The following is a 12,648-nucleotide window of genomic DNA, read 5'->3' as shown; positions in this document are numbered from 1 at the left end:
ATGAGGCCGGTGTTGTGATGACTACAACTGCAACCCGCCTGCGGCCTTGTGCAGCGTTCGCAGATGCTCACCCACCTGCTTCACGTTGGTCTCGATCGCGGCAATCTCCTTGGCCCGCGAGGGGTCCAGCAGCGCCCTCACCTCTTTGTCCAGGTCGGTGCTCAGGCGCAGCAACTGGGCCTGCCGCTCGCTGCTGACTTTCTCCAGGTGCTTGCGCTCATCGGGCTGCGGTAGACCATAGCCTTTGGCGTCCAGCAGTTCTGCCGGGCGGCTGAGGAAGCCGCTGTTGGCGAGCATCTGCTGCAGCGTCTGGTTGGCCTTGTCGATGCTGCCATCCTTCAGCGCAGCCGCGTTCAGGTAGCGCTGCTTGACCTCGTCCTGGGCCAGCAACAGCTGGCGGCGCAGGCTGGCCTGCTCGAGCAGCAGCAAGGCAGCGCTGGTGCGCAGGTCGGCCTGGGCGAACCAGCCGCGGCGCTGTTCGGCATCCAGGGCCAGCCAGTCCTCGACCTTGTCCTGCTTGATCGGCAGCTGCTTTTTCAGCACGTCGAACATGGCCTGGTAGCGGTCACGGTAGGAGTCGAAGCGGTAACCCAGGCGCAGGGCTTCGCGGGGGTCATCGAGCACACTGGTATCGGCAATGCCGCGCCCTTTGAGCACTTCCAGCAGGCCGTTGGGCATGATGCTGTCGAGGTCGTTCAGGCGCGGGTTGGCGGTGCCACTGCGCAGCAGTTTCAGCGATTCGACCGCGCAATTGTTGGACAGGAAGTAGTAATTGCCGTCGTAGCTCCAGTGCATTTCCGCCGCTTGGCGCACCAGGTTCTCGACTTCCTGGCGGTCGAGCTTGAGGGGGATCGACGCCAGGCTGCGCAGCTCGGTCTTGGTGTACTCGTCGATGACCTGGCCCAACGGCAACACGAACAGCCGCGATGGATAAGCGCCGACCAGGCCGTCCCAGCTGGACAACTGCACATCGTTGACGAAGGCGCGGTACGACAGCACCAGGTGTTGGTCGAGGTCCAGGCGGCAATCCGGGCCGCGCGGTCGCCCAGGTTTGCAGATGACCAGGCGCAGCATGCTGTGGCCCCAGCGGCTGACCCAGTTCTGATTGGCCTCGGCCAGCAGGTAGTCGACTTCATAAACGCGTTTGGGGTCGATTTCGCCCAGTGGCTGGCGAGCGAAGTCGCTGCCCGCGTTGAGGAATGGCAAGCCCTTGGCGCAGCTCTCTTGCGTGGGTGCCCAGGCGAAGTGGTCGCGCAGGTACTGGTTCAAGGCGGGGCGCCGGCAGGCATAGCTCGGGTCGAGGAGGAAGTACTCCATGTTGACCGCGATGAATTCCTTGGGGCTGCTCAGCTCATAGGTGTCTGGGCTGCGCACGAACTGGCCGTTGTGCTGCTCGCGCTCACCGCGGCGGCCGACATATTGCTGCCAGCCCGCAAGGTCGAGCAGGCGTGGGTCATCGCTCAAGGTGAAGCGCCGTTCGGCCTGGCCGCGGCACGCCTCTGGCAGGCCAATTTTGCCCACGGTGCCCTGCTGGCGCTTGCAACGGGCGATCAGCGAGCGCTCGGTGGCCGGCCACAACCGGGCCCGGTCGTAAATGTGAGTCAGTTCATGCAGGACAGTCGCCAACAGCTCTTCGCGCACGGTGCCGTGTGGGCGGTGGGTGCGTTCGCGGGCGGCGCTGCCATCGACCAGCCCTGGTAGCAGGCGGCTGTTGAGCTCCAGGGTAGAAACCAGCGACGCCTGGCCATAGGCGTCGGCGGGCATGCGCGCAGTCCAGCTGACCTGCACACGCCGGTCCAGTTGCTGCTTGAAGCGCGGCGGCAGCTTGCCCAGAGCTTCGTCGAGCAGTGCCTGGCTGGCTTGGCGTTGTTGAGGGTCGAGGCCGGAAGCCTGCAGCTCAAGCTGCAGGTCGGCCAGGGCGGGTGTGCCGAGCAGCGTCAGGGCGCAGCCGAGCAGCCAGGCACGCACCTGGTTCACAGCGCGAGAATGGCTTCAGCCAGCACTTGGTCGCTGGCGCCTCGCGCTTCAGGCAGGCGCTCGCGCAGGGTATTGAACGCAGCTTCAAGCTGGGCGCCACGAATATCACCGTTGCTGGCGACGAAGCTGGCGGCATCGTCGTGCGCTTCACGCACGACTTTGGAGTCACGGATCGAGGTGGTGGTGTCGGACGTGAAATCGATCGAACGGCCAAAGGCACGCACGATGATGTTGCTGGTGGCCACCAGCGTCTGTGCCTGGGCCAGGTCGGCCAGCAGCAGCATGCCGAGGGTAGCGGCAATCAGCGGTTTACGCATGGAGCATCTCCGAAAAATACAGGGAGTCAGGTGTAGTCATTGGACGAGAATTGCCTGCGCCAGTTCCAGGTCGCCGACAGCCTGTGCGGCACTATGCTGGCGCAGCGAGGCGAACGCCGCTTCTAGGCGCGCACCGCGGATCAGACCATCGCTGGCGACGAATGCTGCAGCATCGTCACGGGCCTGGCTGACCAGCTTGCGGTCGAACGGTGCGGTGGTGACTTGGCTGGTGACATAGCCTGTGATGACCAGGCTTTGCGTGGTGGTGTCCAACGCATGGGCAGGTGCCATGCTCAGGGGGATGCCAACGGCGACTAACAACAACGGCAACAGATAACGCATGGGCTTCTGACGGCTGGGAACGAGGGGGTGAAGACACTGCGGCTGTTTGGGCGAGCACCCGTACAGCCGCAGGGCTCAGTGCAGGTCAGATGGCCAGGATGGCCTGTGCCAGCTGTGCGTCGCTAGCCTGCAGGGTCGGCATTTGCGCGCGAATGTGCAGGAAGGCGCTTTCCAGCTTGGCGCCGCGAATGTCGCCTTGGCTGCCAACGAAGCTGGCGGCATCGTCACGGGCGGCTTGGACGATCTTGTCGTCGCGGAACGACGACGATACGTCGGAGGTGGCGTCGGTGGATGCAGCGACAGCGCCCACGACTGCGTCAGTGGTGACGACGAAGCTGGTGGCGCTGGCGGTGCCGGCCAGACTCAGCATCAGGGCGGCGCCAATCAGGTGTTTAAGGGACATGATCGTGGACTCCTAGGGAATTCTGCTAATCGGACGCTCGCACTGTGCGCCTCGGTACTTTTCAACATCTGGTTTCTACCAGACTGTTAAGCGAAGCGTATCACGCGTCGATGTTTCTGGATGTTAATGAACAGCCCTTCCTAGTACTGTACTGGTGTGTTTTCACTTTATAGAAAACTGTACCTGTATTGCTGATAGCCGCTCTGGCACGTGGCTTACAAACAAAAAAACCCGCTGCAGTCACCTGCAACGGGTTTGAGAATTCTCGGTGCCGGGCGTAGCCGGCAAGCCGGAGCTTAGCGCCAGAAAGGCTTGCTCAGCTCTTCGTAACGCTGCGACTCGCTGATACCGGCGTCGGCCAGCAGGCGGGAGTCCAGGCGAGCCAGTTGACGGCGGCTGGCCATGCGACGCTGCCACAACAGCAGGGTGGACAGGGCGCGCAGAGGCATCGAAGCGTTGGATTGTTGGGCGTTGCTTTCAAAAACCAGACCGGAACTGAGTGTACGTTCCATGATGTTTCATCCTTCCGCTTATGGCGGGATTAGGTAGTGATTTAACTGATGCCAATGATCCTCCTCTCTTGTCCATAACAGTAGATACAGTTCTGCGGCATTACGATGGTTCAGTTAACTGTGTAACCCTACTGTTGCACTCGAAATAGGCGCAACTGTACTGGTCTGCACTTATATGGTGCAAAATGCTCGGGGGTGAGAGGTGGTCAGCAGAAGGTAAGCTAAGAATACCAGTACAGTAGTACAGTTTCTGTAGATTGATTGGCGGTCGTTTCGAGCGAGGGGTTTGACTGTACCGGCCCTATAGTCGGCAAGCCGCCTTTAACCGATACGGCGCTGACGACGAATCGCGCGTGTACCGGTTGAAGGCGGCTTGTTTGGAGCGGTGTAACGACAAGCGTGTGGGAATCAGCTGGCGAGCATGCGCCCGGTCTCTTCCAGGTTTTCGTGCCAGCTCAACGCTTCGCGCAGAATGTGCGGCGTATGGCCACCGCGCTGGCAGGCGCGATCGAAGTAGTCGTTCAGCGCTGCGCGGTAATCCGGGTGCACACAGTTATCGATGATTGCCCGGGCACGCTCGCGTGGCGCCAGGCCGCGCAAGTCGGCAAGCCCCTGCTCGGTGACCAGGATATCGACGTCGTGCTCGGTGTGGTCGACGTGGCTGACCATCGGCACCACGCTGGAAATCGCGCCACCCTTGGCAATCGACTTGGTGACGAACACGGCCAGGTGCGCGTTACGGGCGAAATCGCCAGAACCACCGATGCCGTTCATCATCCGCGTGCCGCACACGTGGGTGGAGTTGACGTTGCCGTAGATGTCGAACTCCAGCGCGGTGTTGATACCAATGATGCCCAGGCGACGGACCACCTCTGGGTGGTTGGAGATCTCCTGTGGGCGCAGCACCAGCTTGTCCTTGTAGCGCTCCAAGTTGCCGAACACATCGGCATTGCGACGGGTCGACAGGGTGATCGAGCTGCCCGAGGCGAAGCTCAGCTTGCCGGCGTCGATCAGGTCGAAGGTCGAATCCTGCAGTACTTCGGAGTACATGGTCAGGTCTTCGAACGGCGAATCGATCAAGCCGCACATCACCGCGTTGGCGATGCTGCCGATACCGGCCTGCAGTGGGCCGAGCTTGTTGGTCATGCGGCCAGCGTCGACTTCCTTCTTGAGGAAGTTGATCAGGTGGTCGGCGATGCCCTGGGTTTCGTCGTCCGGCGGCAATACAGTGGATGGCGAGTCGGGCTGGTCGCTGATGACGATACCGACGATCTTGGCCGGGTCGATCGGGATGGCGGTGCTGCCGATGCGATCATCGACCTTGACCAGCGGGATCGGTGTGCGGGTTGGGCGGTAGGTCGGGATATAGATGTCGTGCAAGCCTTCGAGGTTGGCGTTGTGCGACAGGTTGATCTCGACGATCACTTGCTTGGCGAAGATCGCGAAGCTGGCCGAGTTGCCTACCGAGGTGGTCGGCACGATATGGCCTTGTTCGGTGATGGCCACGGCTTCGATGACGGCGATGTCCGGCAGCTTGAGCTGCTGGTTGCGCAATTGCTCGACGGTTTCCGACAGGTGCTGGTCGATGAACATCACCTGGCCGTCGTTGATGGCCTTGCGCAGGGTGCTGTCGACCTGGAAGGGCATGCGGCGAGCCAGCACGCCGGCCTCGGTCAGCTGCTTGTCCAGGTCATTGCCCAGGCTGGCGCCGGTCATCAGGCTGATTTTCAGCGGCGACTGCTTGGCACGTTCGGCCAGGGCATGGGGTACGGCCTTGGCTTCGCCGGCGCGGGTGAAGCCGCTCATGCCGACGGTCATGCCGTCCTCGATCAGACCAGCGGCATCAGCCGCACTCATTACCTTGCTGTGCAGGGAGGACAAGCGGATACGATCACGGTACATGGATTGTTATCTCAGGCTACTGAAGCTACTGGAGCGCAGTCTAGAGATTTCGCCGGTTGCCGTCCCACGACCATGGTCGTATGAGGAGCCCGGAAGTAGAGCCGTTGATCTGGATCAGGCAAATGTAAAAGCCCCGCAGATTTCTCGGCGGGGCTTCTTATATAGCGCACGGTTTGCAGCCAGTGGGTTACTCCACGGCTTTGACCATATCCTCGATTACCTTCTTGGCATCACCGAATACCATCATGGTCTTGTCCAGGTAGAACAGTTCGTTGTCCAGGCCTGCATAGCCGCTGGCCATGGAGCGCTTGTTGACGATGATGGTCTTGGCCTTGAACGCCTCCAGGATCGGCATGCCGGCAATCGGCGACTTGGGATCGTTTTTCGCTGCCGGGTTGACCACATCGTTGGCGCCCAACACCAGTACCACGTCGGCCTGGCCGAACTCGGCGTTGATGTCGTCCATCTCGAACACTTGGTCGTACGGCACTTCGGCTTCGGCCAGCAACACGTTCATGTGCCCCGGCATGCGGCCTGCCACCGGGTGGATCGCGTACTTCACGGTCACACCGTTGTGGGTCAGCTTCTCGGTCAGCTCCTTCAGCGCGTGCTGGGCACGGGCGACTGCCAGGCCGTAACCCGGCACGATGATTACCGTGTCGGCATTGCTGAGCAGGAAGGTAGCGTCGTCGGCCGAACCCGATTTTACCGGGCGAGCTTCCTGGGTGCCTGCGGGGCCACCGGCATCGGTCGCGCCGCCGAAGCCGCCGAGGATGACATTGAAGAACGAACGGTTCATCGCCTTGCACATGATGTACGAGAGGATGGCACCGCTGGAGCCGACCAGCGAGCCTGCGATGATCAGCATCGAGTTGTTCAGCGAGAAGCCGATACCCGCCGCTGCCCAGCCCGAATAGCTGTTGAGCATCGACACCACCACCGGCATGTCCGCGCCACCGATCGGAATAATGATCAGCACGCCCATGATGAAGGCCAGAACCAGCATCAGGGTAAAGGCACTGTAGTGGCCGGTGAAGGTGAACAGCAGGCCCAGGGCGATGGTGGTCAGGCCCAGGATCAGGTTCAGCTTGTGCTGGCCGGCGAACTGTACCGGTGCGCCTTGGAACAGGCGGAACTTGTACTTGCCCGACAGCTTGCCGAAGGCGATCACGGAGCCGGAGAAGGTGATGGCACCAATTGCCGCGCCGAGGAACAGCTCCAGGCGGTTACCCGTCGGGATCGGGTCGCTGATGCTGGCGACGATACCCATCGACTGCGGCTCCAACACGGCGGCAATGGCGATGAAGACCGCGGCCAGGCCGATCATGCTGTGCATGAAAGCGACCAGTTCCGGCATCTTGGTCATCTCGACCCGCTTGGCCATGATCGAACCCGCGGTACCACCGACCAGCAGGCCGACGATCACGTAGCCGATACCGGCCGTTGCCAGTTCTGCACCCAGCTTATAAATGAGGCCAACCGTGGTGACGATTGCCAAACCCATGCCGATCATGCCGAACAGGTTGCCGCGGCGTGACGTGGTCGGGTGCGAAAGGCCCTTGAGCGCCTGGATGAAGCAGATCGAGGCGACCAGGTAGAGAAGCGTTACCAGATTCATGCTCATGCTTACTTCTTCGCCTCGTTCTTGGCTTTCTTCTTGAACATCTCAAGCATGCGACGGGTGACCAGGAAGCCACCGAACACGTTGACCGCAGCCAAGGCTACGGCCAGCGTGCCCATCAGTTTGCCGGCGGGCGTCACGGTCAGCGCCGCCGCCAGCATGGCACCGACGATGACGATGGCCGAGATGGCGTTGGTGACCGCCATCAGCGGCGTGTGCAGCGCTGGGGTGACGTTCCACACCACGTGGTAGCCCACATAGATGGCCAGCACGAAAATGATCAGGTTGTAGATGCCATGGGAAATCAGCATGTCTTCCATTTGTCGTGCTCCTTAGCCGTTCTTGCGGACGACTTGCCCATCGCGGCACATGAGGCAGGCCGCGACGATATCGTCTTCGAGGTTGATGACCAGCGCATTGTCCTTGTCGAACAACAGCTTCATGAAGTCCAGCAGGTTGCGTGCGTACAGTGCCGATGCATCGGCCCCCACCTGGGCAGGCAGGTTGGTCGGGCCGACGATGGTCACGCCGTTTTCCTGCACCACCTGGTCGGCGACGGTCAGCGGGCAGTTACCGCCTTGGGCGGCCGCCAGGTCGATGACCACCGACCCAGGCTTCATCTGCGCGACGGTTTCGGCGCTGAGCAGGGTCGGCGCCTTGCGGCCAGGGATCAGTGCGGTGGTGATGACGATGTCGGCCTGCTTGGCGCGTTCGTGTACGGCCTGGGCCTGGCGCTGCATCCAGCTGGCCGGCATCGGCCGCGCATAGCCACCAACGCCCTCGGCGCACTCACGTTCCTCATCGGTTTCGTAAGGCACGTCGATGAACTTGGCGCCCAGCGATTCGATCTGCTCTTTGACGGCGGGGCGTACATCCGACGCCTCGATCACGGCCCCCATGCGCTTGGCGGTAGCAATGGCCTGCAGGCCTGCAACGCCTGCACCGAGGATCAGCACGCGGGCAGCCTTCACGGTACCGGCAGCCGTCATCAGCATGGGCATGAAGCGAGGGTAGTAGTGCGCTGCCAGCAGTACCGCCTTGTAACCGGCGATGTTGGCCTGGGACGACAGCACATCGAGGCTTTGTGCCCGCGAGGTACGCGGCGCTGCTTCGAGGGCGAAGGCGGTGATACCGCGCTCGGCCATCTTGCCGATCAGTTCACTGTTGAACGGGTTGAGCATGCCTACCAGCAGGCTGCCGCTGTTGATCAGCGCCATCTCCTGGTCGTTGGGCGCAACTACTTTAAGTACCAGTTGCGCGCCGTAGGCATCGGCGGCGGTACCCAGGGAGGCACCCACAGCCTCATAGGCACTGTCCGGAATGCTGGCGTTTAGCCCTGCCCCCCGTTGGACGGTGACCTGATGGCCCTGGGCAACCAGTTTTTTGATGGTTTCAGGGGTCGCGGCGACCCTTGTCTCACCCGTCTGCGTCTCGAGAGGAACACCAATGTGCACGACTATGTCTCCTGCGGTGACCTTTTGTCTTTGTTGAAGCCAGCGTACTTCGGCTGGTGCGCTGGTGCGGTCCAACCCGCCGAATCCTAGGCGGGCCAGGCATTTTGCAGATGAACCCAAGGGGCTTCAACCGGTTCTGGAGCGAAACGAAGTTAAAACTACAAGTCACCCTGTGACCGTATGTCGCAAGTCTTCGATTGCAGCCCGTCAAACATGGGCCATTGGGAGATTAGGAGATAAAACTAAAAAAAATTGCGGTATTTCGCTTACGGTTCGCTCAATGTCGCAATTTAAGCCTGAAAGCCGCGCAGTCAGCAGGGTTAAACGGGATTTTCAGGCTTGCGTAACAGTTTTCGAATATGCGACAAATACATATATCTGTAGGTGTTTAAAATAATTGACTACGAAGTCAGATTGTTTGGCTGCGACTAGGCAGAGCCGGTGGTGTAAGCCTGCGCTTGTGCTACCAGCCAGTCGCGGAAAGCCCGTAGCGAGGCAGACTCCACTTTGCGTTCGGGAATCATCAGATAGTAGGCCTTGTCACTGCTCAGGGCATGCCTGTTAGCGACCACCAACCTACCCTCCTGCAACTCCCGCTGGATCAGAAAGGGCGGGATCAGCGCGACCCCCATTTGGTGCATCGCCGCCTGCGCGAGCATCGAGAATAGTTCATAACGCGGGCCTGTCATGTCGCGCTCCACGTTCATGCCCAGGCCACCGAACCATTGCCGCCAGGCATAGGGGCGCGTGGTCTGCTGTAGCAAGGGGAGTTGCGCAATGCGGCGGGCGTCGAGCATGCCCTGCCCGTCCAGCAACGCCGGGCTGCAGACGGGGACAGGGTTCTCGCCCATCAGCCTATGTGACTGGGTGCCGGACCAGTCGGCATCGCCGAAATAGATGGCTGCATCAAAGGCTGTGTCGGCAAACAGAAATGGCCGGGTGCGGTTGGTCAGGTTGACGGTGACGTCGGGGTGGCACTGCTGGAAGTCCTTGAGCCTGGGGAGCAGCCATTGGGTGCCGAAGGTGGGTACCACGGCCAGTTCGATCACATTGGCGCCCTGCTGGCGCATGACCGACAAGGTATCGCGCTCTACCGCATCTAGCTGCGCGGCAACTTGGCGGCTGTAGGAAAGGCCAGCCTCGGTCAGCTTCACCCCGCGCCTTGAGCGGCGAAACAGTTCCACATTAAGGAAGGCCTCCAGGCCGCCGATCTGCCGACAAACGGCGCCCTGGGTCAGCGCGAGTTCTTGCGCGGCCTTGGTGAAGCTCTCGTTACGCGCCGCCGCCTCGAAACAGACCAGGGCGGCAGTGCTGGGGATCTTGCGGCGCATGTACGTCAACCTCACTTGTAAGGCTGTCAATGTGGCATTTTGCTGATTTACGAAGTGACAAATTATCACTAATCCGTGCGCAATCCTCGTTTGTCCCGACGGCCGATCAGGCCTAGGCTCAAGGGCACAAGAATTTGCTCTCTCTTTTCGAGGATTTCGCTCATGGCCGGTAAAGCAAGCTTCAACTGGATCGATCCGCTGCTGCTCGATCAGCAGCTCACTGAAGAAGAGCGCATGGTGCGTGACAGCGCTTATCAGTTCGCCCAGGACAAGCTGGCGCCGCGCGTGCTCGAAGCCTTCCGCCATGAGCAGACCGACCCGGCGATCTTCCGCGAGATGGGTGAAATCGGTTTGCTGGGTGCCACCATCCCCGAGCAGTACGGCGGTAGCGGCCTTAATTATGTGTGTTACGGGCTGATCGCTCGTGAGGTCGAGCGGATCGACTCTGGCTATCGCTCGATGATGAGTGTGCAGTCTTCCCTGGTAATGGTACCGATCAACGAATTCGGCACCGAGGCGCAGAAGCAGAAGTACCTGCCCAAGCTCGCCACGGGTGAGTGGATCGGCTGCTTCGGCCTGACCGAGCCTAACCACGGCTCCGACCCAGGCTCGATGATCACCCGGGCCAGAAAGGTGGACGGCGGCTACCGCCTGACCGGCAGCAAGATGTGGATCACCAACAGCCCGATTGCCGATGTGTTCGTGGTGTGGGGCAAGGATGACGCTGGCGATATCCGCGGCTTCGTGCTGGAAAAGGGCTGGGAAGGCCTCAGCGCCCCGGCGATCCACGGCAAGGTGGGCCTGCGTGCTTCGATCACAGGCGAGATCGTGATGGACAACGTGTTCGTGCCTGAGGAGAACATCTTCCCAGACGTGCGCGGCCTCAAGGGCCCGTTCACCTGCCTGAACTCGGCGCGCTATGGCATCTCCTGGGGGGCGTTGGGCGCCGCCGAGGCCTGCTGGCATACCGCGCGCCAATACACCCTGGACCGTCAGCAGTTCGGCCGCCCGCTGGCAGCCAATCAGCTGATCCAGAAAAAGCTGGCCGACATGCAGACCGAGATCACCCTGGCACTGCAGGGCTGCCTGCGCTTGGGGCGCATGAAGGATGAAGGCACGGCGGCTGTCGAGATCACCTCGATCATGAAGCGTAACTCTTGCGGTAAAGCCTTGGATATCGCCCGCATGGCACGTGACATGCTGGGGGGTAACGGCATTTCCGATGAGTTCGGCGTGGCTCGCCATCTGGTGAACCTTGAGGTGGTCAACACCTATGAAGGTACCCATGACGTGCATGCGTTGATCCTGGGGCGTGCTCAGACCGGCATCCAGGCCTTCTATTAATAAGGAGCCAGCCCATGGGCGCGCTATCACATCTGCGGGTGCTGGACCTTTCGCGCGTGTTGGCCGGCCCATGGTCTGGCCAGATTCTCGCTGACCTTGGGGCTGACGTGATCAAGGTCGAGCGCCCTGGTAATGGCGATGATACCCGCTCGTGGGGGCCGCCTTTCCTCAGAGATGTCCGGGGTGAGAACACCAGTGAGGCCGCCTATTACCTCTCGGCCAATCGTAACAAGCGTTCGGTGACGATCGACTTCACACAGCCTGAAGGGCAACGCTTGGTGCGTGAGCTGGCGGCGAAGTCAGATATCGTCATCGAGAACTTCAAGGTGGGTGGCCTCGCAGCCTATGGGCTGGATTACCAAAGCCTGAAAGCGCTCAACCCGAAGCTTATCTATTGCTCCATTACCGGTTTTGGCCAGACGGGGCCCTATGCCAAGCGCGCGGGCTATGACTTCATGATCCAAGGGCTGGGTGGCCTGATGAGCCTGACCGGTCGGCCTGAGGGGGAAGAAGGTGCTGGGCCGGTAAAGGTTGGCGTGGCGCTGACTGACATTCTTACTGGGTTGTACTCGACTGTGGCGATTTTGGCTGCCCTCGCCCATCGGGACCAGACCGGCATCGGCCAGCATGTCGACATGGCACTGCTCGATGTCCAGGTGGCCTGCCTGGCGAACCAGGCCATGAACTACCTGACCACGGGCACCCCGCCCCGGCGCCTGGGTAATGCGCATCCCAATATCGTGCCTTACCAGGACTTCCCAACAGCGGACGGCGATTTCATTCTTACCGTGGGTAATGATGGTCAGTTTCGCAAGTTTGCCGAGGTGGCTGGGCAGCCGCAGTGGGCGGATGATCCGCGCTTCGCTACTAATAAGCTGCGTGTGGCCAACCGTGGTGAGCTGATTCCGTTGATTCGTCAGGCTACGGTGTTCAAGACCACGGCGGAGTGGGTGAGCCAGTTGGAGAAGGCTGGGGTGCCGTGTGGGCCAATCAATGACCTGGCGCAGATGTTCCAGGATCCGCAGGTGGTGGCTCGAGGGTTGGCGGTGACTATCCCGCATCCACTGGCGGGGAGTGTGCCGCAGGTAGCCAGCCCTATTCGCCTGTCGGAGACGCCGGTGGAGTACCGGCGGGCGCCGCCGCTGTTGGGTGAGCACACCGAGGCGGTATTGAGTGAGGTGTTGGGGCTGGATACCGATGCGGTGCACCGCTTGCGCAGTGCTGGGGTGCTATGAGGCTATATAGAGAAGTGGAATGACGGGGAGGCCGAAGGCCTCCCCGCTTTGCTTTTTAGCGATATTAAGGTTTCGTGAAATTAAAGGTTGACGGGGTTTAGAATCCCCTTATAATGCGCCCCACTTCCAGCGTAGTCGGAACGAAAAACTCCTTGAGATTCAACGAGTTAAATAGTGAAGATGTAGTTTGAAGGGCTTCGATCGAAAGAT

At 60.9% G+C, this 12,648-nt stretch carries 12 protein-coding genes; 2 read left to right on the top strand and 10 right to left on the bottom strand.

Annotated elements, in window-relative coordinates; translation table 11 throughout:
* Positions 1-21: 21 nt before the first annotated feature.
* The 10 genes from MFF34_RS01460 to MFF34_RS01415 form a co-directional block, all read right to left on the bottom strand.
* Complete coding sequence (locus MFF34_RS01460; RefSeq protein ID WP_238209776.1) at positions 22-1,977, bottom strand: DUF4105 domain-containing protein; 1,956 nt, start codon at positions 1,975-1,977, stop codon at positions 22-24.
* Positions 1,974-2,294, bottom strand: coding sequence for a DUF2388 domain-containing protein (locus MFF34_RS01455; protein ID WP_027591949.1), 321 nt, complete (start codon positions 2,292-2,294; stop codon positions 1,974-1,976). Before MFF34_RS01455 ends, MFF34_RS01460 begins: the two co-directional genes overlap by 4 nt.
* Positions 2,295-2,330: 36 nt before the next feature.
* Positions 2,331-2,636, bottom strand: a complete 306-nt coding sequence (locus MFF34_RS01450) for a DUF2388 domain-containing protein (protein ID WP_238209774.1) — start codon at positions 2,634-2,636, stop codon at positions 2,331-2,333.
* An 85-nt stretch (positions 2,637-2,721) separates the two neighbouring features.
* Positions 2,722-3,039, bottom strand: coding sequence for a DUF2388 domain-containing protein (locus MFF34_RS01445; protein ID WP_027591947.1), 318 nt, complete (start codon positions 3,037-3,039; stop codon positions 2,722-2,724).
* 296 nt (positions 3,040-3,335) lie between these two features.
* A complete protein-coding gene (locus MFF34_RS01440; protein ID WP_012269957.1) occupies positions 3,336-3,551 on the bottom strand; it encodes a DUF1127 domain-containing protein in 216 nt (71 codons plus the stop codon).
* Between the two features lie 408 nt (positions 3,552-3,959).
* Positions 3,960-5,453 (bottom strand): acetyl-CoA hydrolase/transferase family protein, encoded by a 1,494-nt coding sequence (locus MFF34_RS01435; protein ID WP_027591946.1) that lies wholly within the window; start codon positions 5,451-5,453, stop codon positions 3,960-3,962.
* Between the two features lie 187 nt (positions 5,454-5,640).
* Positions 5,641-7,077, bottom strand: a complete 1,437-nt coding sequence (locus MFF34_RS01430; protein WP_027591945.1) for an NAD(P)(+) transhydrogenase (Re/Si-specific) subunit beta — start codon at positions 7,075-7,077, stop codon at positions 5,641-5,643.
* A gap of 2 nt (positions 7,078-7,079) precedes the next feature.
* The gene (locus MFF34_RS01425) at positions 7,080-7,394 is read right to left on the bottom strand and encodes an NAD(P) transhydrogenase subunit alpha (RefSeq protein WP_027591944.1); all 315 of its coding nucleotides are present in this window, start codon (positions 7,392-7,394) and stop codon (positions 7,080-7,082) included.
* A gap of 12 nt (positions 7,395-7,406) precedes the next feature.
* Positions 7,407-8,528 carry a Re/Si-specific NAD(P)(+) transhydrogenase subunit alpha gene (locus MFF34_RS01420; protein WP_027591943.1) on the bottom strand — a complete coding sequence of 374 codons (1,122 nt, stop codon included), beginning with the start codon at positions 8,526-8,528 and terminating at the stop codon, positions 7,407-7,409.
* Between the two features lie 428 nt (positions 8,529-8,956).
* Positions 8,957-9,859 carry a LysR family transcriptional regulator gene (locus MFF34_RS01415; RefSeq protein ID WP_238209772.1) on the bottom strand — a complete coding sequence of 301 codons (903 nt, stop codon included), beginning with the start codon at positions 9,857-9,859 and terminating at the stop codon, positions 8,957-8,959.
* Positions 9,860-10,021: 162 nt separating this feature from the next.
* On the opposite strand from MFF34_RS01415, the gene MFF34_RS01410 reads away from it, so the two are divergent.
* Together MFF34_RS01410 and MFF34_RS01405 are read left to right on the top strand one after the other, a co-directional pair.
* Positions 10,022-11,203, top strand: coding sequence for an acyl-CoA dehydrogenase (locus MFF34_RS01410; protein WP_027591941.1), 1,182 nt, complete (start codon positions 10,022-10,024; stop codon positions 11,201-11,203).
* 14 nt (positions 11,204-11,217) lie between these two features.
* Entirely contained in the window at positions 11,218-12,438 is a 1,221-nt protein-coding gene (locus tag MFF34_RS01405; protein ID WP_238209770.1) for a CaiB/BaiF CoA-transferase family protein, read from the top strand.
* The last annotated feature ends 210 nt before the right edge of the window (positions 12,439-12,648 follow it).

It is taken from the genome of Pseudomonas sp. PAGU 2196 (genome assembly GCF_022179005.1).
Classification (GTDB): domain Bacteria; phylum Pseudomonadota; class Gammaproteobacteria; order Pseudomonadales; family Pseudomonadaceae; genus Aquipseudomonas; species Aquipseudomonas kermanshahensis.
Note: the sequence above shows the minus strand (reverse complement) of the source record. Positions and strands in the feature narration are given on the sequence as shown.

Excerpts from the sequence above, each read along its gene's own strand:
- MFF34_RS01455 (WP_027591949.1), bottom strand. The coding sequence starts at position 2,294 with ATGCGTAAACCGCTGATTGCCGCTACCCTCGGCATGCTGCTGCTGGCC.
- MFF34_RS01405 (WP_238209770.1), top strand. The coding sequence starts at position 11,218 with ATGGGCGCGCTATCACATCTGCGGGTGCTGGACCTTTCGCGCGTGTTG.
- MFF34_RS01410 (WP_027591941.1), top strand. The coding sequence starts at position 10,022 with ATGGCCGGTAAAGCAAGCTTCAACTGGATCGATCCGCTGCTGCTCGAT.
- MFF34_RS01445 (WP_027591947.1), bottom strand. The coding sequence starts at position 3,039 with ATGTCCCTTAAACACCTGATTGGCGCCGCCCTGATGCTGAGTCTGGCC.
- MFF34_RS01425 (WP_027591944.1), bottom strand. The coding sequence starts at position 7,394 with ATGGAAGACATGCTGATTTCCCATGGCATCTACAACCTGATCATTTTC.
- MFF34_RS01430 (WP_027591945.1), bottom strand. The coding sequence starts at position 7,077 with ATGAGCATGAATCTGGTAACGCTTCTCTACCTGGTCGCCTCGATCTGC.
- MFF34_RS01415 (WP_238209772.1), bottom strand. The coding sequence starts at position 9,859 with ATGCGCCGCAAGATCCCCAGCACTGCCGCCCTGGTCTGTTTCGAGGCG.
- MFF34_RS01440 (WP_012269957.1), bottom strand. The coding sequence starts at position 3,551 with ATGGAACGTACACTCAGTTCCGGTCTGGTTTTTGAAAGCAACGCCCAA.
- MFF34_RS01450 (WP_238209774.1), bottom strand. The coding sequence starts at position 2,636 with ATGCGTTATCTGTTGCCGTTGTTGTTAGTCGCCGTTGGCATCCCCCTG.
- MFF34_RS01435 (WP_027591946.1), bottom strand. The coding sequence starts at position 5,453 with ATGTACCGTGATCGTATCCGCTTGTCCTCCCTGCACAGCAAGGTAATG.